Source organism: Kitasatospora sp. NPDC018058 (assembly GCF_044327205.1).
Classification (GTDB): Bacteria; Actinomycetota; Actinomycetes; order Streptomycetales; family Streptomycetaceae; genus Kitasatospora.
The window spans coordinates 1-25569 of the sequence record NZ_JBIRFA010000025.1 but is presented as its reverse complement, the minus strand read 5'-3'; the positions used below and the strand labels follow the sequence as shown (position 1 = coordinate 25569).

Sequence of the window (25569 nt, the reverse complement as noted above, 5' to 3'; positions counted from 1 at the left end):
CACGGCCACCGTCACCGCACCGGACGGGACCACCCGGCTGGAAGCCTCCTGGCACCCCGGGCACTGAACCGACCGACCCCATCAGCCGAAGGAGCACCGCCATGGCCGTGCGCTACCGCAGGCTCGACGCCGTCTTCTCGGACCACGCCCCCGCCCGGCGCCCGATACCCGAACCGCAGTCCTCCACCGACCCGGACAACGGCCTGGTGGTGAACGCCGAACAGCGCACCGTCACCGTGGACGGTCAGCAACTCACCATGCCGTACCTGGAGTTCGAGCTGCTCGCGCACCTGGTCGGCAACCCGCTGCGGGTGCACTCCCGCCGTCAGCTGATGGAGACGGTCTGGGGCCGGCCGGACACCGGTGACACCCGCACCATCGCCACCCACATCGCCCGGATCCGCCGCAAGCTCGGCCCCGGCCACCGGGAGGCGATCGCCACCGTCCGGCAGATCGGCTACAAGTACGACCCCCGGCTGGTCCGGGCCGCCTGAGGCCGCCTGACCGACAGGGCCGCCTGACCGACAGCCACCCGGCCAAGTCATCGGAGGAGGACACCGCATGACCAGAACCGCCCTGTTCCCCCGGACCGGCAGAGGGACCGCCCTGTGCGGCGTCCTCCTCCTGCTCGCCCTCCAGGGCCTCGCCGTCGGCGTCGCGCCCGCCCCGCTACGGCTGTTCCTGTCCGGGGTGCTCATCGGCGCCTCGGTCGTCGGGCTGCTGCTCGCCCTGCTGCTGGCCCACAGCCGGCAGCGGGCGGGCCTGGCGGGAAAGGCCACCCCGGACGACGACGCCCAGTGGTTCAGCGCCCGCTCGCTGGAGGGCTTCCCCATGGAGCAGGTCCGCCCGCTCCTGCTGTCCCCCGGCGCCCCGGGCCTGAACCGGCTCTACACCGCCTGGGTGTTCGCCACCCACGGGCACGATCCGCAGTGGATCGCCCACCACCTCGACCTGCCCTCCCCGACCGCCCGGCTGCTGGTCACCGCGGCCCGGCAGCACGCCACGTCCACCCCGACCGGAAGGAAGCCGCGGTGATCACGGCCCTCGACCACGTCCAGCTCTCCGCCCCACCCGGCAGCGAGGCCCTGCTGCGCGCTTTCTACGGCGACGTCCTGCAGATGGCCGAGCTCCCCAAGCCCCAGCCGCTGACCGGCCGCGGTGGCTGCTGGTTCGCCGCCGACGGCGGCCGGGTGCGGCTCTACCTCGGCATCGAGGAGCGCTTCCGGCCCAGCACCAAGGCGCACCCCGGGATGGCCGTGTGCGAGATCGACGAGTTCGCGCTGCGGCTCGCCGAACTCGGCGCCCAAGTAGTCTGGGACGAGAGCCTGCCGCCCCGGCGGCGCTTCTACACCACCGACCCGGTGGGCAACCTGCTGGAGTTCGTCGAGGCGGCCGAGCAGCCGGTCTGAACGTCGGCCCAACCTCCGGTTCATTTGCATACGGACGTCAGAACAGAGCAGACTGCCCGGGTTTGCGCGCCGGAGGTCCACCATGTCCTTGCTGAAGTCCGCCCCGGGCCTGTCCCGGGGCCCGCTGCCGCCGCGGGGCCCGCTGCCGCCCCGGGCGGAGCGCCGCCGGACCCGGACGATCTGGGTGGACGCGGCCGTGGCGGCCGCCGTCCTGGTCCTGCTCTACCTGGCACTGCGGGTGGGGCAGGGCACCACGGTACGGTTCGCCACCGCCCGGGACGCCGCCGTCTCCACCGACCCGTCCCACCTGCCCTACTACGCGGCACGCTCGCTGCTGCGGATGTTCGCCGCGCTCGTCGTCTCCGTCGTCTTCACGTTCGGCTACGCCTACGCCGCCGCCCGCAGCCGGCGGCTGGAGCGGGTGCTGATCCCGGCACTGGACATCCTCCAGTCGGTGCCGGTGCTCGCCTTCCTGACCGTCGCGGTGACCGGATTCCTCACCCTGTTCCCCGGCTCGATGCTGGGCCTGGAGTGCGCCGCCGTGTTCGCCATCTTCACGTCCCAGGCGTGGAACATGACCTTCGGCTTCTACCACTCGCTGGTCTCGCTGCCGCGCGAACTCGACGAGCTGTCACGGTCGTTCCGGTTCAGCCGGTGGACGCGGTTCTGGAAGGTCGAACTGCCCTCGGGCATGATCGGCCTGGTCTGGAACGGCATGCTCAGCTTCGGCGGCGGCTGGTTCTTCCTGGTCGCCTCCGAGGCGATCAGCGTCGACGACCAGCGGTACGCGCTGCCCGGGGTCGGCTCCTACGCGGGCGCCGCCATCGCCGCCGGGGACCTGGGCAGCGTCGGCTGGGCGATCGCGACCATGGCCGTCCTGGTCACCGGCGTCAACTTCCTGTTCTGGCGGCCGCTCACCGCCTGGGCCGAGCGCTTCCGCAACGAGCAGTCCGAGGCCACCGAGGTGCAGCGCTCCGCCGTCCTCGACCTGCTGCGCCGCTCGTACCTGCCCACACTGCTCGGCCGGGCGCTGCGCCCCCTCGGGCGGGCACTGAACCGCGCCGGGCGGGTGTTCGGCACCGACGACCGGCCACTCGCCGTCCACCCGGCCCGGCAGCGCGCCGGGGACGTCACCTTCGCCCTGGTCTCCGGCGGCATCGTGCTCTGGGGCCTGGTCGACCTCGGCCGCTACCTCGCCGACCGCACCGGCCTCGGCGTCTTCGGCGAACCGCTGCTGCTCGGGCTGGTCACCCTGGCCCGGGTGGTCGTCCTGGTCGCGGTGGCCACGGTCGTCTGGGTGCCGATCGGGGTGCGGATCGGCTTCTCGCCCCGGCTGACCCGGATCGCCCAGCCGCTGGTCCAGATCCTCGCCAGCTTCCCGGCCAACTTCCTCTTCCCGCTGGTGGTCTGGCTGCTGCTGCGCACCGGTCTGTCGATCGACCTCGGCGGCATCCTGCTGATGGCACTCGGCGCCCAGTGGTACATCCTGTTCAACGCCATCGCCGGGGCCATGGCCATCCCCAGCGACCTGCGCGAGGCCATGGACAACCTCGGCGTGCGCGGCTGGCAGCGCTGGCGGCGGCTGATCATCCCCGGGATCTTCCCGGCGTACGTCACCGGCGGCATCACCGCCTCCGGCGGCGCCTGGAACGCCGCCATCGTCTCCGAGGTGGTCACCTTCGGCGGCACCACCCTGACCGCCACCGGCCTCGGCGCGTACATCGCTCAGGCCACCGAGCACGGCGACCGCCCGCACCTGCTCGCCGGGGTGGCGGTGATGAGCCTGTACGTCGTCGCCCTCAACCGCCTGCTCTGGCGCCGCCTGTACCGGCTGGCCGAGCGCCGCTACTCGCTCCATTGACTGCTCCCCCGCCTGAAGGGCGGGGGACTCCGCCTTCGCCTGGGGGATTTCTGACTCGTGCTGCGTGGTTGCCCTACGGGCAGCCACGTCCTACACACTCAACGCCAGCCGGGTTCAGACCTGCCCGGATGAGCATCACGCGGGCGGAGTTCTTGTCCCTGGGGGAGGATGCTCCGCACGCGGTGCAGGTGTAGGTGCGCACGGACAGCGGCATGCGGTGCTTGGCTCTCGCCCCGCAGTGCGCGCAATCCATCGTGGTGTGCGCAGGGTTGATCAGGTACAGGGTCCGGCCGTGCTTGCGGGTCATCTCGATCAGCGCGGTCTTGGTCGCGGAGATCGCCCCGTCAGCCGCCTTCCTGGCCATCGTGGTCTTCGCGAGGAACTTCGGGCGGAAGTCCTCCACGGCTATGTGCTGGTGGTCGCGGACAACGCTCTTGGCCCACTTGCGGCCGGTGTCCTGACGCTGCCGGGCGACCTTCTTGTGGGCCTTCGCCGTCTGCTTCTGCGCACGGCGGTAGCCCTTGGACGCGGGCTTGCCCTTCGGCGGCCTGCGTCGGGCCATGCGCCGCTGGTACTTCGCCAGCGCGGCAGCGGCCTTCTTCCCGTGCTGTGCGTGCGGGAGATCGTGCGTGTCGCTGGTGGTGGTCGCGGTCTCGCTCACGCCCCAGTCGATGCCGATCGAGCGGCACGCGTGCGGCAGCGGCTCAGCCTGTACGGGGACGACGAACGACACGTACCAATGCCCGATGCTGTCCTGGTACACCCGAGCGCTGGACGGATCAGCCGGGAGGTCGCGAGACCACACCACCGTCAAGGCGATCCCGCCCGCGAGGTGCAGACGGCCATCCTTGATCCGGAAGCCACGCCGGGTGTAGTTCAGCGACGGCCGGGCATCCTTGAGCCTCTTGTGCCTGGGCATCCCCGCGCGCTGCCGCACCGGCAGCTTCGCCGTGATGTCCTTGTGCGCCTTCGCCCGGGACTTCGCGAAGTCCCGGATGATCTGCTGCTGCGGAACCGAGGAGCCATCGCGCAGCCATGTGTTCGCGGCTCGGGCCTCGGTCAGCATCTTGTCCAGCTCAGTCGGGCCGCACGTCACCTTCGGCGCGCCGTCGGGGCGGTTCCGGTTGGCGATGTGCCGCTGACGGGACTTCGCGACGCATTCGTTCCATATCCACCGGCACCGGCCCCACTCGGCGTTCAGCAGCGCGAGAGCGGTGGACGACACGCGCACACGGTAGGTGTACCGGGCACCAAGAAGTGCGGATCACCCTACGCATGCCCTCCGACATCCACGCCCGGCTGACCGCCGAGGCCAAGCACGCCCGCAGGTCGCTCAACTCGGAGATCGTGCACCGGCTTGAGGCCACCCTCACCACCGCGGGCCAGGACACCGGTTCGCCCGGCAGCGGAACGGCCACCCCTGCCCCTGCCCCTGCCCCTCCCCCAGCCTCCGGCCGGGGGCGCCCCCAGCGCGGGACGCCGGATTCCTGCCCCGCCTAAAGTTGGGGGCATTCTCCGGTTCCCAAGTGAGGTTCCACCCGATGCGCTTCCCGTTCTCCCGCCCCGCGACCGTCGCCACCGCCGAGGACCCGGTCCCGCCGGGCTCCCCGGGCGACGACGGGATCCTGCTGGAGACCGTGGGCCTCACCAAGGCCTACGCCGGGGCCGACGGCGAACTGCCGGTGCTCTCCGGGATCGACCTCACCGTCCGGTCCGGCGAGATCGTCGCCCTGCTCGGCCGCTCCGGCTCCGGCAAGTCCACCCTGCTGCGCTGCCTGGCCGGCCTCCTGCCGCCCAGCTCCGGCACCGTCCGCTACCGCGGCACCCCGCTCGCCGGTGCCAACCCCGGTACCGCACTGGTCTTCCAGACCTTCGCGCTGCTGCCCTGGCTGACCGTCCGACAGAACGTCGAACTCGGCCTGGAGGCACGCGGGGTGCCGCCCCGCGAACGTGCCCGCGCCGCCGACCAGGCCATCGACCTGATCGGCCTGGCCGGCTTCGAGTCCGCCTACCCCAAGGAACTCTCCGGCGGCATGCGCCAACGCGTCGGCTTCGCCCGGGCGTTGGTGGTCGAGCCGGACGTGCTGATGATGGACGAGCCGTTCTCCGCGCTCGACGTGCTCACCGCCGAGAACCTGCGCGGCGAGCTGATGGAGCTGTGGGACTCCGGCCAGTTCCCCACCCGGGCCGTCGTCCTGGTCACCCACAACATCGAGGAGGCGGTGCTGATGGCCGACCGCATCGTCGTCCTCGGCTCCCGCCCGTACGGCACCATCCGCGAGACCGTCGAGGTCGGCCTCGACCGCCCGCGCGACCGCGACTGCGCCGCCTTCGACGAACTCGTCGACCGGGTCTACCGGATCATGACCGGCCGCGCCAAGGAGACCCGCCTGCCCGGGCGCCCCGACCCGGGCCGCCCCGACCGCCGCACCCTCGCCACCACCCCGCTGCCCACCGCCGGCGTCGACGGCCTCTCCGGCCTCGCCGAGATGATCGCCCACCGTGACGGCCGTTGCGACCTCGCCGACCTCGCCGACGAACTCGGCCTCGACATGGACGACGTGCTCCCCCAGGTCGACGCCCTCGACCTGCTCGGCTTCGCCGAGATCCACGGCGACGACCTGCTCCTCACCGAGGACGGCACCGCCTTCGCCCACGCCGACGTCCAGGACTCCCGTGCCCTCTTCGCCGCCGCCGCGACAGAGGTGCCGCTGGTCAAGCTGATCGCCAACAGCCTCCGCGGCGAACCCGGCACTACCGTCCGGGCCGGCTTCTTCCGCGACCTGCTGGCCCACCACTACACCAGCGAGCAGGTCGACCGGCAGCTGGAGACGGCGACGGACTGGGGCCGCTACGCGGGCCTGTTCGGTTACGACGCGGCCCGGCGGGAGTACCGGCTGGAGGAGGCCTTCCCGGGGACAATGCTGCCGTAACGGCTGGGCGGGGTGCTCACCGAGGAGACCGACGCGCTGTTCCGCCGCGCCCAGGCCATCCGCGACGGGGATGGCGAGGAGCAGTCCTCGTAGTGCTTGGTCAGACAGGCCTCAGGTCGCGGGGCGGCGGTGGACCGCCCGGACGGCGCGGGCGAAGGGCTGCTCGGCCTGCGCGGCGGCCGGGGTCGCACCGCCGTCGCCGCCGCGGGCCGGCAGGTCGTTGGCGATCACGGCGGCCTCGGTCAGCAGGCCGCGCACCTCGGTGGCGCGGTAGAAGATCCGGGTGCCTTCCCGGCGGGCCACCACCAGGCCCGCCGCCCGCAGCTTCGCCAGGTGCTGCGAGGTGGCCGCGACATGGGCGCCCAGCAGTTCGGCCAGCTCGCTGACCGGCAGCTCGCGACGGCTCAACGCCCACAGCAGTCGGTACCGCGACGGATCGGCCACCGCCTTCAGCACGGCCACCGCCCGCTCGGCCGCGTCGGCATCCCAGGCCTCTTCCTCAGCACCACCCATACATGGATCGTACCGACGTACTGAATGTCGTTCTCAGGCGGAGCGCGTCCCGTTCAGGTACGCCAGCACCGCCAGCACCCGCCGGTTGTCGTCGTCCGACGCCCCGAGCCCCAGCTTCGCGAAGATGTTGGAGGTGTGCTTGCTGACCGCGCCCTCGCTGAAGTGCAGGCGCTGGGCGATCGCCGCGTTGGAGCGCCCCTCGGCCATCATCGCCAGGACGTCCCGCTCCCGCGGGGTGAGCATCGCGAGCGGCTCGTCGTAGGCGTTGCGGGCGAGGAGGCGGGTGATGACCTGGGGGTCCATGACCGTACCGCCGGCGGCGACGGTGTGGACGGCGTCGACGAACTGGTCGGCCTTGGAGACGCGGTCCTTGAGGAGGTAGCCGACGCCGCCGGTGCCGTCGGCGATCAGCTCGCGGGCGTAGAGCTGCTCGACGTGCTGGGAGAGGACCAGCACCGGCAGGCCGGGCTGTTCGCGGCGGGCGGCCAGCGCGACCTGGAGGCCCTCGTCGGTGTGGGTCGGGGGCAGGCGGACGTCGACCACGGCGATGTCCGGGCGGTGTTCGGCGAGGGCGGCGGCCAGTTCGGGCCCGCTCTCCACCGCTGCGACGATGTCGTGCCCGTGGGCACGCAGCAGCAGTTCCAGTCCGTCCCTCAGCAGGACGAGGTCCTCGGCGAGGACAACACGCACGGTAGCTCCATGATCAGCCTGGTCGGGCCCCCCGGGGGGCTGGTCACCGCGAGCGTACCGTCGAAGACCGCCAACCTGCGCTGGATGCCCCGCAGGCCGCTGCCCTTGCCGGGGTCGGCCCCGCCCTGGCCGTCGTCGGTCACCTCGGCCCTCATCAGCCCGGCGGCGTGGGTGAGTTCCACCGTGGCGTGGCGGGCGTCGCCGTGCTTGACGGCGTTGGTGAGGGCCTCGCTGACGGCGAAGTAGACCGCCGATTCCACCGGGGCCTCGGCCCGGCCCGGCAGTTCGGCCCGGACCTCGACCTTCAGCGGGACGTCCAGCGACAACGCCCGTACCCCCTCGGCCAGTCCGCGTTCGGCGAGCACCGGCGGGTGGATGCCGCGGACCAGGTCGCGCAGTTCCTGCAGGGCCTGGGTGACGTTCTCCTGGGCGTCCGCCACCACCTGCTTGGCGCTCTCCGGGTCCCGGTCGATCAGTGCCGCGACCGCACCGAGCCGCAGGCTCACCGCGACCAGTCGGGCCTGCGCGCCGTCGTGCAGGTCCCGCTCTATGCGGCGCAGTTCGGCGGCCTGGGCCTCGGTGGCGTCGAGCCGGATCTCGGTGAGCTGCTCGACCCGCTGGGCCAGCCGGGAGCGCTCGGTGGGGCCGAGCACGGAGAGGGTCCACAGGCCGTGCAGGCGCAGCGCGGGCGGCGCGAGCGCGAGGCCGCCGGCGATCAGGACCGGGCCGAGGAGGAAGGCGAGCAGGCCGCCGAGCGGCAGGTCGTACGGCACGAGGGGCTGCCCGAGCCCGTACAGGCCGGAGCCGATCAGCAGCACGGGCCCGGCGGCGATCGCCCCGCCGACCAGCGGGTCGGTGATCACCCAGAGGGCGTCGCGCCAGGTCGCCGGGTCGTTCCAGAGCCAGCGGAGGGTGCGCGCCATGCCCGCGAACCAGCGGCTCTTGTGGTAGTCGTGGCCGGTCCAGAACCAGCCGTGCAGAGTGCGTTCCAGCGCCGGTCGCGGCTGGTAGGGCACCGGTACGGGCACCTGCGACCAGTGGCCGGACGCCCAGCGGGCGGCGCCGGCGGCGCTGCGGACCACCTTGGTGGCCAGGGGGAAGAGCGGGAACATCCCGAGGCAGCCCCAGAGCAGGAAGGACGCCAGGTAGAGCACGGACAGCACCGCCCCGGCCGGGATCAGGAGGGTCAGGACGGCGAGGCGCCCGAGCGCCCGCACGGCGGTGTGCAGCGCCTGGGCGGCTTGGGTCTGAGGGGTGCTCACGAGGCGCTCCGGGGTGTCGAGTTCGGTTGATCATGATGGCAGCCGGCCCGCCCTACCGGCGGAACAGGGCGGGCCGGGCCCGGACAACGGGCGGTGTTCCGTGGGCCGTTGTCCGCTCGGAGGGCGCCTGAGCGGCGGGCGCGGTCTCCGGGTCCGAAGGGTCCGAAGGGTCCAAGGAGTCCGAAGGGTCCGGGAGTTCCGCCGGGACGGGCCCGGCGGCGGAGTGCTTGGCGCGGATCAGCCGGTACACCCCGAAGAAGCAGGCCACGCCCAGCAGGATGAAGCCCGCCTCCACCGGCACCTGCCAGCCCGCGGGCAGGTACAGGGCGAGGAACCAGCTCCGGTTCGTCGGCGCGAGGAGCGACATCCCCATCGCCACCCCGCCCTGCGGAGCGGTGCTCAGCACCCCGACCGTCACCAGCAGGCCGGCGATCGTCGTGCGGCGGCGGGAGAGGCCGTCCAGCAGGTCCTGCTCCTCCTCGGACCGGGCGGTCGCGGTCACCCGGCGCACGCCCTTGCGCATCACGTCGAGCAGCTCCGGCCCGCGGGTCTCCAGCCGGCGCCGGGCCTCCCGGCCCATCCACCAGGCGTACAGCAGCCCGGTGCCCAGGCCGACCACGACCCCGGCCCAGCGCAGCGGCGCGCTGTGCAGCAGGGTGCCGGCCAGCACGACGCCGGCGGCGGGCAGCGCGGCGAAGAGCTGGAGCAGCAGGACGGCCAGGGACTGCATCCGGGCCTGGTCGCCGCTCTCGTCGCTGAAGCCGTCCAGCGGGTTGCCGCCGGGCCGGTCCGGGAACGGCGTCGGGCCGAGCAGGGACATCAGCGGCGTCAGGCCCGCCCCGGCGCCGAGGACGGCGGGCAGGGTGGCGAGCGACCAGGGCCAGGCCCAGCCGTTCGGGACGGCGAGGGTGGCGACCACGGTGAGCAGCAGGGCGGCCGGGCCGACCACCAGCAGCCAGGCCAGCTGCCGGGCCCGGACGTCGATCCGCTCGGCGCCGGGGACGACCAGGGTCAGCCAGAGCGCGCCGGCGTCCAGGCCGTACAGGCTGGAGCTGAGCGCCCCGGCGTACAGCGCGAGGACCACACCGGTCCACGGCAGCACGGTGGTGAATCCGCCGAGCACCGGGAGCAGGCCGGTGAACAGGCCGGTCCACAGGGCTATCCGCAGGAACCGGGCGCGGCGCGGGTCGCGCACCCACAGACGCAGCTCCTTGCCGAGGACGGCGCCCTCGGGGCTGTCCGGGACGGCCCGCAGCCGGGCGCCGCGCCGGGTGGTGGACCGGCCGCCGCCGGCCGTACCGCGCACCAGCTGCCGGGAGAGCAGGGCGGTCCAGGCGGCGAACAGCAGCGCGCAGAGGGCGAGCAGTCCGCCGAGGCGGGCGCCGGCCTGGGCCCAGTCGGAGCGGCGGGCGGCGTCCACGGCGACCACCGCCCAGCCCGAGGGCAGCACCCGCACGACCGTCCCGATGGTGGCGGCCCAGTGGCCGCCGAGCAGCTTGAAGAAGAAGCCGATGCTGAACCAGCCGGTGTTGAGGAAACCGCAGACCAGGCCGACCAGCAGCGCGGAGAGCTCCCAGCCGAGCCGCGAGCGGGCCACGCTGCCGAGGCCCTGCAGGCTCAGCTTGGCGAGCACCGCCACGAACAGCAGCTGCAGCAGGACGGCGGGGACGGCGACCAGGGCGGGCAGCGGCCCCAGCCCGGCGCCGAAGACGATCAGCACCGCGAAGGCGACCAGGCTGACCAGCGGGGTGATGCCGACGAACGAGGCGCCCAGCAGACCGAGGGCGAGCCTGCCCGGTCGCTGCGGCACCAGCGTGAAGTAGGACAGCCGCAGGGTCGGGTCACCGCCGGTGAGGGTCGGGCCGACCGCCCAGCCGACCGTCCACACCAGCAGCACCAGGGCGATCGTGCCGACCCCGGCCTCGGGGGTGGGGAAGTCCACCAGGCCCAGCAGCGCCGTGCCGACCGCCGCCAGGGCGCCGCACACGCCCCCGATGATCAGGCTCGCGGCCCGGGGGCCGGACATCGACCGTCGCAGGACGGTCAGCTTCATCCCGGTCAGGACGCCAACCACGACAGCCCCTCCTTCCCGCCGGTACGGGCGCCGACCAGCTCGACGAAGACGTCCTCCAGGCCGCGCCCGGCGCGGACCTCGTCGACCGGGCCGGCCACCAGGACCCGGCCGCCGGCGATCACGCCGACGTGGTCGCAGAGCTGCTCGACCAGGGCCATCACGTGGCTGGAGAGCACCACCGAGCCGCCGGAGGCGGTGAAGCGCTGGAGGATGACCCGGATGGTCGCGGCGGACACCGGGTCGACGGCCTCGAAGGGCTCGTCCAGCACCAGCAGCCGGGGGGCGTGCAGCAGGGCGGTGGCCAGGCCGATCTTCTTGCGCATCCCGGTGGAGTAGTCGATCACCGGGGTGTGCTCGGCGTCGTCCAGCTCCAGGACGGCCAGCAGTTCCTCGGCCCGGGCGTCCACGGTGGCGGCCGGCAGGCCGCGCAGCCGGCCCAGGTAGTGCAGCAGTTCCGGGCCGGTCAGCCGCTCGGGCAGCATCATGCCGTCCGGCAGCACCCCGACCAGGGACTTGGCGCGCACCGGGTCGCTCCACACGGCGGCCCCGAAGATCTCCGAGCTCCCGGCGTCCGGCCGCAGCAGGCCGACGGCCATCGAGAGGGAGGTGGTCTTGCCGGAGCCGTTGGGGCCGACCAGCCCGTAGAAGGATCCGCTCGGCACGACCAGGTCGACGCCGTCCACGGCGGTGTGCGCGCCGAACCGCTTGCGCAGGCCCGTCAGCCGCAGTGCCGGGGCTCCGCCGTCCGGTTCCGGACGGGACCCCCGCCCCGTGTGCACCGTTTCCCGCACCTTGCCCCGCACCGCGCCCTCCCCGTGTCTCCCACGGCCACCCGTGCTCCGGGCGGCTCGTGATCAACGTTAGGGACGGCGGGGTGACGGCAGAATACGGCTGAGCCCCCGGTTGGCGGTGGGTCTGGACCCACCCCCAACCGGTGACGGCTCAACCGACGTTGACGGTGAACTGACGCCTGGTCTGCTCGGGGCCGCCGGAGAACGTCATGCCGCCGCGGTCGCGGTAGGAGACGTGCACGGTGACGGTGGTCCGGCCGGGGTTCTGGGCGGCGCGGAAGACGAAGTAGTAGTGACCGCCGGAATCCGAGCCGATCGCGCCGCCCAGGTTCGCCAGGCCGACGTTCCGGACGAACTCGTCACCGACGGTCTGCACCACCGCGGGGTCGGGGGCCGGATCCGCCACGGTCCAGACGTCGCCCCGCTCCCGGTGGGCGCTCACCTCGACCGAGAACAGCTGGCCCGGCTTGACGGACAGTTCACCCGAGGTGGCGGTGAACACCGTGCCGTGGTCGAGCTTGCCGGTGGTCATCTTGTGGATCGCCACCGCGCCCGCCGTACCCGCGACGGCCAGCAGGACGACCGCGACGAGGAGGATCCGCTGCCACTTCTTCACGAGTTCGCCTCCCGGTTGGTGACCCGCAGTGCCAGGACGGCGGCGACCGCGTCGAGCCAGCGGGCGACCAGCTGGTCCCCCACCGGGTCCTGCGCGACCGTGGCGGCCGCCGCCAGCCAGCCCCGGGCCACGGCGGCCGCCGGGCCCGGCAGCGGTTCGGGCAGCCCGGCCGCGAAGCCGGTGCCTCCCGAGCGGACCACCTCGCCGAGGAAGGCCACGGCGCGCGGCATGACGCCGAGCCGGTCGGCGATGATCGCGGCGCCCACCGCGCCGTCGCCGAACAGCGTGGAGCGGACCACGCCGGGGGCCGGCAGGCCGAAGCGCAGCAGGACCTCGATGTCCAGCTCGGCCAGCCGGTCGTCGCTCATGGGCAGGCGGGTGCTCAACTCTCAAGCCTCACTTGGGCATCCTGACGCTCTCGGCGATGGGCATGTTGCCGCCCTCGGCGGCGCCCGTCATGTGGTTGTGGATGAAGTCGTCCTCGCTGACCCAGACCGTGTAGCCCCAGGGGTTGTAGATCTCCAGCTGGTCGCCGCGGTGCCCGATGATCATCATCTGGTGGCCGTCGGGCCTGAACCAGGTGTCCTCCTTGACCGAGATCGGCACCGGCTTGCCCTGGTCCACCGCCGACTCGACCTGGGCCAGGACGTTCCTGCGCTGGTCCTCCCCCTCCAGGTCGACGTTCTTGTAGCCGGCCCCGGTGTGATCGCCGATCTCGGAGTTGGCGATGTCCTTGGACTCCCAGTCCCACATCCCGTCCTGCCCCAGGTGCATCCAGGAGCGGGAGTCGTAGACGCGGTTCGTCTCCTTGTCCCAACGGTCCTTCGCGGCCTGACCGTTGTCGTACGCCGGGTCGCCGGGATGCCCACCGGTGGTGAGCTGGAAGGCGAACAGCGGGTCGACCGTCGCCCGGGCGGTCACCGTCGAGGCGGCCACGCAGGTGTTGTGCTGGCCCTGGTCCCACGCCACGCCCCCGTAACCGGTCGCGTTCTGGCCGGACGCGGCGGAGTCCAGCTGGACCGGAGAGATCCGCGCCGCGAGCCAGGCGGGGTCGTCGGCGTGCGTGTGGATCTGGTCGTCGAAGGCCTTGACCTCGTCGTAGCTGTGTCCGGCGGCCAGCGCCTTCATCAGGTAGGCGCGCTCCTCCGGGGACTTGGTCCCGGCCAGCAGCTGGTCGAAGCGGGCCCGGTCGGCGTCGCTCATCTGGTCCATGAGCTGGGCGGCCCGGGTGGCGTTGGCCTCGGTCAGGATGGTGCCGTACTTCGTGTCGCCGCCGACGGACGCGTCGACGAGCACCAGCTTGTCCTCCGCGCCGAGGCCCTTGTTCTTGAACTTGCCCGCCAGCGCCTTGTCCGCCAGTGCGTTCAGCTCACGGGCGGCGGCGCGGCCCGCATTCTCGGCCTTCACCGCGGCGTCGTAGATCGACTTGATGCCGTCCTTCGCCTTGGCGTGGGCGCTGTGCATCTTGTCGTCGTCCCAGTTGATCGGGTCCGGCGCCCCACTGACGGTGATGTCGTGCAGCAGCTTCAACGCCTCGCTCAGCGGCGCGGCGCCCTGCCCGTGCAGGGTCTGCGCCTCGCTCAGCGCGGTGGCCAGCGTGCTGAGCTGTTGCCGGCCCTTCTCCATCGCGTCGCGGCAGCGCCCCAGGTCGTCGGCGGAGGCCTTGACCACCTCGGCGGCCTTCTCGCCGACCTGCCCGGTCCAGGCGTCGGGCAGGTGCTGGGAGCCGACCTGCGTCACCTTGATCTGGATCTGGTCGATCTGGCCGACCGCCGTGTTGTACGCGGCGACGAGGTCACCGATCTTGCCGGAGTCCCCCTTGGGGGCGGGCAGTTGCAGGGCGTCGTGCACGGCGTACTTGAGATCGCCCGCGCCCCACATGCCGTGCGACTCGTCGATGGTCTTCTTCAGCGACTCGGCCTGCTGCCGCTGGCTCCCCAGGTCGATGCCGAGCGGGTTCGGAACGTGGTCGGGCACGGTCAGGCCCCCTGCTTCTGGTACTGCCGCTCGACCCCGTGGTCCGTCGTGGCGTAGTTGGCCGCGGTGGTGTGCACCTTGCCGCCGAGGTCGGTCAGCGCGTCCAGGTTCACCCCGAGCTCGTCCTGCCACGCCGACCAGAAGGCCTTGGCCGCGTCACCCGCGTACTCCCCGAGCACCCCCGGGTCCGACATGTTCAACTTGCCCAGGGTGTCCTTGACCGAGCGGACGTCCTGCCCCGCCGCGATCAGCTGGTCACCCGCGTCCCCGAGCTTGTCCGGATGCGCACTGAACCCCGTCCCGGCGCCGTCGCTACCCATGCTGCTCCCCCGATTCCCCGTCATACCGTCCGAAGATCGCCGGACAGCATAGCGGCAGTTCCGCCGCTTCCCACCGGGGAGAACGCAGGGGTGGCGGGGCGTGCGCACAACCCGCCAGATCTGTACGGAACGGGCACAGGATCGAGGGGATGTCTTGGGGAACCGGACGCGGACACAGCGGTGCCCCGCCTCCGCTGGCCGCGGGGGCGGGGCACCGTCGGTCACGACCGACCGCTCAGCACTCCACGGGCGGGTCGACCTTCTCCAGGTTGAGATCGAGACGTTCCTCGGCCGACTGGCCGTCCCGCCGGACAGCCACTCGGTACTCGCCCTGGAGGTCCTGCGGAATGACGACGGTGTAGACGGTGCGCAGGGCACCCTCCAGGTCAACGGAGAACACCTTCCGGACCGGGAACTCCCGGCCCTGGCACGACAGGTGGTCGATCGTCTCGCCGCTGGCCATCAGCCGGACGGCCCATGAGGGCTTCCCGTGATCGACCGATCCGCTGTCCACGAAGATGCCGACCCCGGGAACCCGCGCCTCGGCGGTCCGCTTCGCCGTCTGACACGTCCCGGCCGTGACGCTCTCCGACCCGACGCACAGGTCGCCGGTCTTCTCCGCCACCCAGATCAACTCCGGCCCGAACGCGCCGTCGTACTCGGTGAACCGGTCACCCGCCGGCGCCGTCCCGTTCTCCTTCGCGAACCGCAGGATCACCTGCTTGGAGCTCTCCGGGAACGTCGGTCGGGGCGTGACCGCCGTCGTCTCCCCACCGGTGGCGGACACCCCGCCGCCCCCGGTCATCCCGGTGCACGCACTGGCACCGCACACCAGACCCATGAGAGCAGCCTGAAGCTTCGCGGAGCGTCCCGCCATGTGGTTCATCCCTCCTTCAGGAGTCGTTCCGATGACTCACGTCGTCTCGCGACGACACACCGTCACCGGTCGACGTGCATTTCGGGGTTGGAGTCGAAAGTGACCCGGTTCCAACTGACGAACTGGATGGTGGACCAATCCTTCCGCGTCACCGTACCGTCCTTGTGGTAGTAGGTGGTCTGGTAGTTCGTCTTGTGGAAGAGCGGCGCCCACCCGTATTCCTGCCCAGCCTTGACCTTGATGGACTCCGTGGTACTGACCGAGTTCGTGTCGGTCGTCGAGTCGGTCGTCTGGCTGCCGGTCTCAGTGGTGGTGTTCCAGTTCGCCTCGGCCTCGATCTTGATGACGTCGTAGGCCTCCAGCGATCCGGCGATCTTTCTCCCCTCGGACTTGGTGGTCTTCTCAGCGAGTTGCTTGGTCCACTGCTTGGTCTTCGTCCTGCTCTCGGTGAGCTGTTTGGTAGCGTCCTCCTTGGCCATCTGGACCTCGGCCCCGATGTTCAGGTTGAGGTAGTCCTCCCAGGTCTTCTCGGTCGAGGTGACGATGACGTCGTCGTCGGCCTTGGGCATGTCCTTGTTGATCTCGGAAGCGGGTACCGGCTTCGGCTTCTTGGGGTTGGCGGGGCTGCCCAACGGCGGCGCACCGTGCAGGAACGTCTCCAACCCGGCCTGTCGGAACGGCTCCCCAGCCGCGGCCTCGGCGACGACCCGGTTGTAGTTCCAGCCCTTGTCCACGACCTTGGTGCCCATGTTCTCGCACTTGGCCATGCCGTTGGCGCACTCCTCCAGTTGCATGCCGGTGGGATCCCAGTTGACCACGGGGTTCCCGTTGGCGTAGCCGTAGGAGTTCCACTGCTGCGGGTCGTCGGGGAGCATCAGTGGGTCCGCGTTGAGGAAGCGGCCGGTGCTGGGCTGGTACTGCCGGGCGCCCAGGTTGGTGAAGCCGGTGACGTCGTCCTTCAGACCGCCCACGAAGCCCTTGTCGCCGACCCATGGGTTGGCCACGCCTGAGCCGCGCAGGACACCGAAGGGGTCGGTCCAGCGGCGGGTCTCGTTGGTCGTGTCCGAGTCGATGGACAGGGTGCCGGTGTTGTGGTGGTCGGAGAACTGGTAGGTCAGCTTGGTCGGACCCTGGCGGACCAGGGTGACGCCGCCGGGGATGGTGTAGTAGCGGGTGCCGGTGCTGGTCTTGGCGTTGGTGTCGTAGGTGAGTTCGTCACCGCCGCCGAGGTTGACCGTGACCTTGCCGGGGTTGCGGCGGACCAGCTGGTTGCCGTCCGCGTCGTAGACGTAGGACGTGGTCGCGCTGCCCTGCTTCATCGAGGCGAGCTTGCCCTCGACGTCCCAGCTCAGGTCGGCGCCGTTGGCCGCGTCCACGGCGTTCCAGGTGTGGGAGTCCCACTTCGGGACCCAACCCGGCGCGTACACCATGAACTTGCCGTCGTCCTGGACCACGGCGAAGTACTTGCTGTTCGGGCCGATCCACGACTGCGAGGACCAGAGCGGGTTGCGCTGAGGGTCGTAGACGACGAAGTTGCCGTCGTCCTGCATCGTCGCCCACGCACCCTGGTGGCCACCGGTGTTGGACGACCAGGTCACCAGACCGGTCCGCAGCGAGGTCAGCACCAAATTGCCGTCCGCCTGCATGGTCAGCTGGACACTGCTGGAGCGGATCGACTCATTGGAGTTCAGCACGAAGCCGGCACCCATGGTCTTGTTGGCACCCGGGTTGGCGATCTTCGTGGTGTTGCCCGCCGCGTCGTACTGGTAACTGCCCGGCGCACTCCAGTTGTTGGGGAACGTGGACTTGACGGCGGTCGGCGCATGCACACCACCGGTGCCACCGCCCGTACCGGCCGCGGTGGTCGGCGTGTTGCGGCTGCCCGCAGCCGGAAAGGTCTGATCGATCGTCAGGTCCTTCACCGGGTCGCCGGTCGGGTTGTGCATGACCAGCTTGGTCCGGTTGCCGACCGCATCGTAGGTGTAATCCTGCCAGTACGGCGCGCTACCCCCGACGGTCGTCTTCGCCGGGGCCGAAGCCCCGCTGGTGGGCGTGGAGTTGGCGCAGGCGCCCTGGCCGGCGAGGGACGGGGTGGGCTGGTTGAGCTGCCCGGTGTCCGACCACGCCGTGGTGAGGCGACCCAGGTAGTCGTAGGTGAAGCACTGCAGGTCCGTCCGGTCCGGGCTGTTGTCCGGGATCGTGCGGATCGCGGTGATCCGGCCTGCCTGGTTGTAGGCGTAGGTGGTGTTCTGGACGGTACCGGTGGTCGAGGTCTGCTTGTCGATGTACTGGGTCAGCAGACGCCCGGTCGGCTCGTCGTAGGTGTTGGTGGCGACGATCTGGGTGCCCCACGGGTTCATCGTGTCACGGATGTTGCGCCCGTACGCATCCCAGTCCGCCTGCCGCAGGTACGTGTAGCCCGCGCCGCTCATGTCGTTGAGCTGGCCGTAGTCGTCGTAGTGGTAGTCGATCGCCTCCTGGGCGAGGTCGCCGGCAGCGGCGCGGCCCTCGGTGGTCATGGAACCGGTCACCGGGTCGTAGCTGGCGCCGTAATCGAAAGACGCCTGCCCCGTCTGGCCGATCTCGCTACCAGGGATCGAAACGGTGCTCTTCGTCACCCGGTATGCCGTGTCGTACTCGCCGACGGCCTTGGTGTACACCGAGCCGCCCGCGCCGCCCACGTAGCGGGTCGAGGCGGTCGGCCGGCCCTTGACCACGGTGTCGTAGGTGTAGCCGGTCAGCTGGTTCGCCGGGCCCACCGAGCCGTTGTACGTACCGGTCTTGCGGTTCAGCAGGTCGTAGGTGATCACTACGGTCTGCCCGCGCGCGTCCGTGGTCGACGCGAGGCGGCCGGCGCCGTCGTAGGTGCGGGTCGACACACCGGTGTCCGGGTCGTCGGATCGCACCACACGACCGCGCTGGTCGTAGCCGAAGCTCCAGGTGTTCCCGGCCGCGTCCACCCGGGTGGCCGCCTGCCCACCGGGCGTGTACGTGAAGTTGGTGACATCGGCGTCGGCCGGGTTACCGGTCGCGGAAGCCGTCTTGTACTGCCACAGCTGCGTCTTGCGCCCACGGGCGTCGGTGACCGTGCTGGTCGCGGTCGAACCGGTCGGAGGCGACACGTCCACCCGGTCCGCACCGGGGTACGCGGTGGTCGTCGTGGTCTGCACCCTGCCCAGGGCCACGAACTGGGTGCTCACCGCACGTCCCAGACCGTCGAACTGCACCACACTCTGGTTCGGCACCATCGCACCGTCCGGAATCCAGCGGGTTGTGCTCGGAGCGTTGGTGTCGTCGTAGTAGGCACTGTAAGTGCGGTTCACCCGCCCCTGCGAGTCGTAGAACGTGTCCGTGACCAGACGGCCGTGGTACGCCGGGGTCGCCGGGTCCCCCTGGGTCTGCACCACGCGGCCCAGGCCGTCCATGATCTGCGTCGCCGTGCCGTAGGCGATGCCGCCCGGACGCAACGACTTCGTAGTCACGGTCGACGGCGACTGGGTGCCGTTGACGGCGTAGTCGTACGTGAGGTTCGCTCCCGCCCCAGTGTCGCGACCCGGGATCCAGACCGCCTTCAGCCGCCCAAGGCTGTCGTAGGCCTTGGTCGTGCTACGACCGTTGGGATCGATCGAGGTGAGTGGCAGCGCACGGGCCGGGTCAACGGTGACGGCGGTCTCCCGCCGACCACCCGCGTCTGGCGCGCCCGCCGGGGCTGGGGTACCGGTGACCACTTTGTTCGACAGCTCACCCGGGTTGGCCGAGTTGTACGTGGTCGTCGTGACGGCGCCGTTCGGGTTCGCGGTGTCGGTGACGGTCAGATCGGTGGCAGAGGTCATCCGGCCGTACGCGTCGTAGCCGTTCACCGCCTTGGTGACGTACTGGGCGGTGCCGTTGCCGTCGTAGCCGTCAAGCACCAGGACGCCGGTGACCTCGCCCTTGGCGCCGGAGGCGCCGAAGGCCTGGCCGTCGTAGAGCGTGCGCGTGTCGGAGACCGTGTTGGCCGCGCTCGCATCCGCCGTACAGGCGTTGGAGCCGGAGATCACGAACACCTCAGACACCAGCCCGGTCATCTGCGGGTTGGTGGCGGCCGCATACCGGTTGCGGGTGCACACGTCCGGCGTGCCGTCGGCGGTGCTCAGCGACGTCGTGGCCCGATTGTTGTTCGCCGGGTCGCTGGTGGTCACCGTCGAGGTGGTACGGGTACCGGTCGTGGTCGTGGCCGTCGTGGCCGCGGTGACCTTGGTCGCCTGGTACTGGGCGACCAAGTCCGGCAAACCGGCGCGCTTGTGGGTGGCGGTCGGCGACGGGTTCTCGTACGTGTTCACGGTGTACGAGAGCGGCGAGCCCGCATCGGTGGAGGCGTCCGCGTAGGTGTCCGTCTCCAGTACCTGTCCGGAAAGCCAGTCGGAGTCGGTCCGACTGCCGCTCCTCACCCCGGCCACGGTGGCGCCCTTCGGCTTTCCGTCGGCCTTGATGTCCTGGTCCATGCCCTGGTAGTAGGTGGTGGTCGACTTCGACTGCGCGCCGTCCTTGCCCGAGCCGGTCACCGTGGTCACGCTCGCGAAGCCGCGGAACTGGTCCCAGGTGCGGTAGTCGGGCTCCACGAGCGGGCTGTCGTTGCGGTGCCAGGCCGCCAGACCGTACGAGTAGGACGTGACGGTAGGCACCGAGCCCGTGATCAGCCCCGCGTTGGGATCGACGGTGACCGTGTCGACCGGATAGCGCAGGAACCAGTCGTCCACTGTGGTCTGCAGGCTGGTGTCGAACCACTTCACCGCGTAGCAGCCCATGGTGTTGCTGTCGGCCGAGGCCGGCATCCTGCCCGTGACCCGAGAACACGAATCCTTGGTGTACGAGGCCGTGATCGTGCCGCCGCTCTCGTTGGTGATCACCGCCAAGCGCGGGCGGTTGTAGCGCGGACGCGCCGGCACCAGACCGTCGACCCGGTTGGGCAACTGCAGGTCCGCGAAGGTCACCGGCGGCAGGGACTGCTCGGTCTGGCCGTTGGCCGTGTCCTTGCCAATCCGCTTCACCGACTGCAGCCAGGCGATCGGAGCGTTCTCCGTCGCGTTCTGCGGCGTCTTGAAGACGTGCGTCAGCTCGTAGCGGTCCACCGGACGATAGGAGCCACCCGAACGGATCGAGGTGGTGACGGCGTTCAGCCACTTCGTCGACCAGTACGTCGGGCCGTAGTTGGTGCAGGCACCAGTGTCCAGGCACTGCTTGTCCAGCGGCGCGTCCGGCCAGTTCGCCGCGTTCGCCACCGTCCGCTGCGACGCATCACAGGCCGCCGCCCCCGACACACACCGCTCACCCGAGTCGAAGTCGACCCGCGCGGCGGCCTGGTAGGCACCACCGGCGCCGAGCTGGTCGGACAGCAACTGTCCGTACGTGGTCGAAGCCAGAACACCACCACGTGTGTACGGGGTGTTCTCGCCCTTGCCACCGTTCTGGGCGCCACCGCGCGCGTACCAGTTGGTCTCCGGCGTGTAGGCGTACGTCGTCAGGTTCCCGTGGGGGTCGACCACGTAGTCCAGGTTCCAGCGCCAAGCCGACTGGCACCACGAACCCTTGCCCTTCGCCGGGTCGTAGCACGGGTCACCCGCGTTTGGCGAGTACACCGGCACCGTCCACGCCGACTTGCTCTCCGGCCCCACCTTGCTCGGCGAACCGTCGGCCGCCGGAAGCTGGTTGAGACCGAAGTAGTATGCCGTCCCCGTCGTGTCGGTCACCTTCAGGTACGAGCCGTTCCAGGTCCCGTTGTTGGCCCCGGTCAGGAACTCGACCTTCGTCCCGTCGTCGTCCCTCAAGCGCCACGTGCACTTCGACTGCTCATCGGTCGCAGCACCCGTCGCGCATGACGCGTCGTCGGGAACGATTTCGCCGGCGTGATTGCCGAGGGACAGCGTCAAGTTCGCACCGCCCCAACACTGGTCGGCCGAACCCGGAATGCCCGCCTTGTCGCAGGCCCGGTACGAGCGCTCGACGAAGCCGGCGCTCAGGTCCCAGCCGTCACCGATCCACGACGCCTGCGCGTTCGTGGACGCCGTCTTGCCGTCCACCGACGCCGAGTCGTACCCGAGGGCGAGCGACGGCGCACCGCCGCCCAGGGACGGCGGAACCACGATCGGGTAGCTGTACGTGAACGACCCCGACGCGGTGCCTGCCGCCCACTTCTGGCTCGGTGACAGCGGTGTGGCGCTGTACGTACCGGTCCCGCTGGAAGGCGCCGCGTCCAGCGCCAGCAGCACCTGCCCCGCACCGGCAACCGAATCCGCCGCAGCCGCAGACTCCGACCGCGTCCCCTTCTTCTTGCCACCGGCCGCCGGCAGCTCGACGTCCGCCACCAGCCGCTTCGCCTGCTCGTCGTAGTGCGAAGTCACCGGCGTACGGGTCTGACACCCGTCCGCCTCCGGCGTGCTCAGCGCACACTCCGGCAGCGCCACCAGCCGCGCCCGCTGCGCGAACTCGCCGCTGACCCCCATTGCGCCGAGGTCAAGCCCGACCTGGACCTTGCCCGCCTTCACCGCCTCGTCGCGAGACAGTCCAACGACCGTTCCCTGCACTCCCTTTGAAGACGATGAGCCGGGGGCGACGACCTGCACCCGGACAGGGACGGCGGGCGAGGAGCCGTCAGCCCCGCTCACCGGGGCAAGCCAGACCGGCAGTTCGCCGGCCCGCTTGGAGCTGCCGGCAGCCGGGTCCAGGGTCACATCCGCACTGCCCTGCTTCGGCTGCGGTACCGACTTCGGCGGCGTCCAGTTCGGCGAACCGGTCTGCGGCGACGCCGACTTGGGCTTGTCCGCCGCACCGGCCACCGAAGTCGTCTTCGACAGCGGTGTGTTCGGCGGAGACCAGATCTTGTCCTGGCCCTGGCCGCCGTCCGCCGCGACGGCGACCGACGAACCGATCGGCGCGGCCAGAACCGCCAAAACGGTCAACACGGCCATTGAGCTCAACATTGCGATACGGGACTTACGCCATCTAATGGATGGTTTATCCCACCCGGTGTCACCGGGTGACCGTTCGGGAAAAGAAGACACTTCCGCCCCTATGAGTAGTCCGCGCCGCGGTTCGACGCGGACGGTCTCGCTGAAGGGTAGGGGGCTAACAATCCAGCGGTCGAGCGGCTTGAGGATCCTCTGAGCATGTAATTCAGATCACATCTGAACTAAATCGGCGGACGGCCCGTCAAAGCGGACAACCCACCCATCGAACCAGATTGACGCTGACTCAGCATTACGGCAGCTTGCTCAAAGACCTCTGCGGACGATCCGAATCCAGACGTCGTCCACAGCCGATCCAACCTTCCATCGAAGGGCTTCACCATGTCTGCCGCTCCGCCCGGAGGTTCCTCCGGCATGCGCAGAACCAGGTATCCGTCGCGGCGGTCGTACGCCGTCGCGGTCAGCCTGGCGCTCGCGCTGACCTCCGTCGGGCCGATCGCGCCGCTCGCCTTCGCCTCCGACTCCCCGTCCGCCACCGCCGCCGGCACCCCGACCGGCCAGGCTCAGCCGATCCCCAAGGCCCTGGCCGCCCAGATCGCCGCCGGCGACGCCAAGTTCGCCGGCGAGAAGCCCGAACTCGCGTCCGACAAGGCCATCGCCGAGGCCAAGAAGACCGGAAAGCCCGTCCCCATCCCGGAGTTGACCGACGAGTACAGCGAGACCGTCGCCACCCCCGCCGGACACCTCTCCCGCACCCAGCACGTCGAACCCCAGCGCGTGAAGCAGAACAACACCTGGGCGAACCTCGACGGCACCCTCGTCCCCGACGACCACGGCGGCTACCGACCCAAGACCGCCGTCGCGGGCGTCCACCTCTCCGGCGGCGGAGACGGACCCCTGGGCACCCTGACCAGCCCCGACGGCGAGTCCCTCACCATCGACTCCCCTTTCCCGCTGACCAAGCCAACCCTCGACCCGAACGGCGAGGCCCTGGTCTACCCCGAGGTCGCCCCCGGCATCGACCTCAGGGTCACGGCCTCCAAACTCGGCGGCCTCTCCACCGTCCTGATCGTCAAGACCTCCGAAGCCGCCAAGAACCCGGCGCTCAAGAAGGTCCGCTTCCCCACCAAGGCCAAGGGCGTCACCGTCAAGGCCGACGACGCCGGCAACCTCACCGCCACCACCAAGGACGGCAAGGTCCGCTGGCACGCCTCCACCCCCCAGATGTGGGACAGCACCACCGGCACCGCCGCCCCCAACGCCCCCAAGGGCAAGGCCGCCGCCGCCCAGCGCGACGGGCAGGACCAGGGCGGCGACCCCCGGGAGCAGAAGAGCACCGCCGACGGCCCCGGCGCCAGCGCCAAGGTCGCCACCATGCCGACCAAGGCCACCGCCGACGCCGTCGAGGTCACCACCGACGACACCGTCCTCGGCAAGGGCCAGGGCCCCTGGTTCATCGACCCCGGCTGGCTCTACGACCGCCGCGAGGCCACCACCTGGACCTGGACCCAGTCGGCGTACCCCGGCACCAACAACCTCGGCCGCACCATCGCCAACTCCGGTGACCCGTACGCCCAGCCGGGTGTCGGCTACCAGGGCTACCGGACCGACAAGGGCGTAGAACGCTCCTACTTCCAGTTCGACACCCGCTGGTACAACGACATCGTCATCAACAAGGCGACCATGTCCTTCTTCGAGGCCAAGTCCTCGGACCACTCCTGCACCAACCAGTACACCGTCGACCTCAAGTTCACCGGTGCGATCGACAACAACACCACCTGGAACAACTCCCCCGGTGTGGTGACCGGAGTCGGCTCGGCGGACGTCGGCGGCGCGGGGCAGGACGGCTGCGGCGGCAACACCCAGTTCGACTACGACGTCACCGGCGTCTACCGCCAGTACGCGCCGAACCACGACAACCTCACCTTCGGCCTGTTCGCCCGCAACGAGTCCGACGCGATGGCGTTCAAGCGCCTCACCTACAACCCGGCCGTCGTGGTGGAGTACGACCGGGTGCCGAACACCCCGACCAACCCGTACGCCTGGCCCGCTCCCAGCACCTCCGTGCCGTGGGCCGAGAACCAGGGCTGCGACGGCAACTCGATCGGCTGGCTCAACTCCGACTCCGGCTTCAACGGCTCCGTCACGCTCAACGCGACGGTCAGCAGCAACGCGCAGAGCTCGCTGTTCGCCTGGACCCACATCTGGGACTACACCGACCCGAGCTCCGGTGGCGACTCCGGCTTCACGGCCGAGGTGCCGAACGGTGGGAACGCGGCCTTCCAGGTCAAGCCGGGTGTCATCAAGGAAGGCCACGTCTACGGCTGGAGCGCCCTGGCCACGGACCGGCTGGTCCAGATGTCCGCCTCGACCCCGACGTGCCGCTTCGGTGTCGACCAGACTCCGCCGACCATCTCCGTCCCGAACGTCTACACCCTGCTGCCCGAGGGCGATCTGGCGAACAAGTTCCCGCCGTCCGGCAACGGCCAGGTCGCCAAGAAGCGCGTCGGCGAGCAGGGCCTGGTGCCCTTCACCGCCACCGATCCCGCGCCGAACGGCAGCGCCTCCGGTGTGGTCTGCGCCCGCTGGGGCTGGGACCCGCAGTTCACCGGGGCGAGTTGGGCCTGTGGCGCCAACTACCCATCGGACGGCATCCCGATCGCCCCGAGCCGCTGGGGCACCAACGTCCTCTACATCCAGGTGATAGACCAGGCGCGCAACCTCTCGCCGGTCGCCGCGTACTCCTTCTACGTGCCGTGGAACCCGGACGGCCCGCCACCGGTCTTCGGTGACGTCACCGGCGACGGCGCCCCCGACATCCTGCTGCCCGACCAGGCCGGCTACCTGCACAGCTACAACGCCCCGGGCAACCCCAACGCCAAGAGCCCGGCCGTGACCACCGTCGCCACTCCGGCCGACGCGCCCGGCGGCAAGGGCTGGGCGGGCATCCAGTACACCCACCGCGGCACGCTCACCGGCGGCAACAACATCGACGACGTGATCGCCCACGCCGCCGGCGACCCGGAGCTCAAGCTCTACCCGAACCCCGGCAACACCGGTGTCTACGGCCGGATCGACAAGCCGGTCTCCCTCACCAAGCCGAAGTGCGTCAAGACCTCCACCGAGGACTGCTCCTGGCTCACCGCGGCCGGCTACAACGCCAACGACTGGTCCACGACGCTGCGCATCGCCGCGCTCGGCGACCCGGTGAACACCGACCTCGACCCCAAGCTGGGCTTCAAGAACAAGACCGGCCTGCTGACCGTCGAGAGCACCAACAACGGCGCGGACGCGGCCCTCTG

The 25569-nt window shown here is 70.7% G+C and carries 18 protein-coding genes and 1 pseudogene; 7 read left to right on the top strand and 12 right to left on the bottom strand.

Translation table 11 applies throughout. The features are described from left to right. Positions 1 to 101: 101 nt before the first annotated feature. The 4 genes from ACH4E7_RS29895 (at position 102) to ACH4E7_RS29880 (ending at position 3270) form a co-directional block, all read left to right on the top strand. Positions 102 to 494, top strand: coding sequence for a winged helix-turn-helix domain-containing protein (locus ACH4E7_RS29895; protein WP_396252212.1), 393 nt, complete (start codon positions 102 to 104; stop codon positions 492 to 494). Positions 495 to 561: 67 nt separating this feature from the next. Beyond that, complete coding sequence (locus ACH4E7_RS29890) at positions 562 to 1035, top strand: hypothetical protein (protein ID WP_396252211.1); 474 nt, start codon at positions 562 to 564, stop codon at positions 1033 to 1035. Beyond that, positions 1032 to 1409, top strand: a complete 378-nt coding sequence (locus tag ACH4E7_RS29885; protein ID WP_396252209.1) for a glyoxalase — start codon at positions 1032 to 1034, stop codon at positions 1407 to 1409. Before ACH4E7_RS29890 ends, ACH4E7_RS29885 begins: the two co-directional genes overlap by 4 nt. Positions 1410 to 1491: 82 nt before the next feature. Next, on the top strand, positions 1492 to 3270 hold the full coding sequence (locus tag ACH4E7_RS29880) for an ABC transporter permease (protein ID WP_396252208.1): 1779 nt from the start codon (positions 1492 to 1494) through the stop codon (positions 3268 to 3270). A 73-nt stretch (positions 3271 to 3343) separates the two neighbouring features. Here the strand turns inward: ACH4E7_RS29880 and ACH4E7_RS29875 are convergent, their stop codons facing one another. Further along, positions 3344 to 4495, bottom strand: a complete 1152-nt coding sequence (locus ACH4E7_RS29875) for an RNA-guided endonuclease InsQ/TnpB family protein (RefSeq protein WP_396252206.1) — start codon at positions 4493 to 4495, stop codon at positions 3344 to 3346. Between the two features lie 32 nt (positions 4496 to 4527). On the opposite strand from ACH4E7_RS29875, the gene ACH4E7_RS29870 reads away from it, so the two are divergent. Together ACH4E7_RS29870 and ACH4E7_RS29865 are read left to right on the top strand one after the other, a co-directional pair. Then, positions 4528 to 4770 (top strand): Arc family DNA-binding protein, encoded by a 243-nt coding sequence (locus tag ACH4E7_RS29870; RefSeq protein WP_396252205.1) that lies wholly within the window; start codon positions 4528 to 4530, stop codon positions 4768 to 4770. Positions 4771 to 4796: 26 nt separating this feature from the next. Then, on the top strand, positions 4797 to 6203 hold the full coding sequence (locus tag ACH4E7_RS29865; protein ID WP_396252203.1) for a nitrate/sulfonate/bicarbonate ABC transporter ATP-binding protein: 1407 nt from the start codon (positions 4797 to 4799) through the stop codon (positions 6201 to 6203). Positions 6204 to 6314: 111 nt separating this feature from the next. Here ACH4E7_RS29865 and ACH4E7_RS29860 read toward each other — a convergent pair whose 3' ends face one another. The 11 genes from ACH4E7_RS29860 to ACH4E7_RS29810 form a co-directional block, all read right to left on the bottom strand. Further along, positions 6315 to 6716 carry an ArsR/SmtB family transcription factor gene (locus ACH4E7_RS29860; protein ID WP_396252201.1) on the bottom strand — a complete coding sequence of 134 codons (402 nt, stop codon included), beginning with the start codon at positions 6714 to 6716 and terminating at the stop codon, positions 6315 to 6317. Positions 6717 to 6749: 33 nt separating this feature from the next. Next, positions 6750 to 7406: a LuxR C-terminal-related transcriptional regulator gene (locus ACH4E7_RS29855; protein ID WP_396252200.1), complete on the bottom strand. Its 657-nt coding sequence runs from the start codon at positions 7404 to 7406 to the stop codon at positions 6750 to 6752. Beyond that, positions 7370 to 8668 carry a histidine kinase gene (locus ACH4E7_RS29850; RefSeq protein WP_396252198.1) on the bottom strand — a complete coding sequence of 433 codons (1299 nt, stop codon included), beginning with the start codon at positions 8666 to 8668 and terminating at the stop codon, positions 7370 to 7372. Before ACH4E7_RS29850 ends, ACH4E7_RS29855 begins: the two co-directional genes overlap by 37 nt. A 52-nt stretch (positions 8669 to 8720) precedes the next feature. Then, positions 8721 to 10742, bottom strand: a complete 2022-nt coding sequence (locus ACH4E7_RS29845; protein WP_396252196.1) for a hypothetical protein — start codon at positions 10740 to 10742, stop codon at positions 8721 to 8723. Next, positions 10727 to 11521, bottom strand: a complete 795-nt coding sequence (locus ACH4E7_RS29840; RefSeq protein ID WP_396252195.1) for an ABC transporter ATP-binding protein — start codon at positions 11519 to 11521, stop codon at positions 10727 to 10729. Before ACH4E7_RS29840 ends, ACH4E7_RS29845 begins: the two co-directional genes overlap by 16 nt. Positions 11522 to 11684: 163 nt before the next feature. Next, positions 11685 to 12149 (bottom strand): protease inhibitor I42 family protein, encoded by a 465-nt coding sequence (locus tag ACH4E7_RS29835; RefSeq protein WP_396252194.1) that lies wholly within the window; start codon positions 12147 to 12149, stop codon positions 11685 to 11687. Continuing rightward, entirely contained in the window at positions 12146 to 12535 is a 390-nt protein-coding gene (locus ACH4E7_RS29830) for a hypothetical protein (RefSeq protein ID WP_396252193.1), read from the bottom strand. The genes ACH4E7_RS29835 and ACH4E7_RS29830 overlap by 4 nt, the downstream gene beginning before the upstream one ends. A gap of 10 nt (positions 12536 to 12545) precedes the next feature. After that, positions 12546 to 14126: a hypothetical protein gene (locus tag ACH4E7_RS29825; RefSeq protein ID WP_396252191.1), complete on the bottom strand. Its 1581-nt coding sequence runs from the start codon at positions 14124 to 14126 to the stop codon at positions 12546 to 12548. Positions 14127 to 14128: 2 nt separating this feature from the next. Then, positions 14129 to 14446 (bottom strand): WXG100 family type VII secretion target, encoded by a 318-nt coding sequence (locus ACH4E7_RS29820; RefSeq protein ID WP_396252190.1) that lies wholly within the window; start codon positions 14444 to 14446, stop codon positions 14129 to 14131. Positions 14447 to 14681: 235 nt separating this feature from the next. Continuing rightward, complete coding sequence (locus ACH4E7_RS29815) at positions 14682 to 15287, bottom strand: hypothetical protein (RefSeq protein ID WP_396252189.1); 606 nt, start codon at positions 15285 to 15287, stop codon at positions 14682 to 14684. 98 nt (positions 15288 to 15385) lie between these two features. After that, complete coding sequence (locus tag ACH4E7_RS29810; protein WP_396252187.1) at positions 15386 to 22270, bottom strand: RHS repeat domain-containing protein; 6885 nt, start codon at positions 22268 to 22270, stop codon at positions 15386 to 15388. A gap of 411 nt (positions 22271 to 22681) precedes the next feature. Here ACH4E7_RS29810 and ACH4E7_RS29805 point away from each other — a divergent pair. Beyond that, positions 22682 to 25569: pseudogene (locus ACH4E7_RS29805) on the top strand (hypothetical protein); the annotation flags it as partial.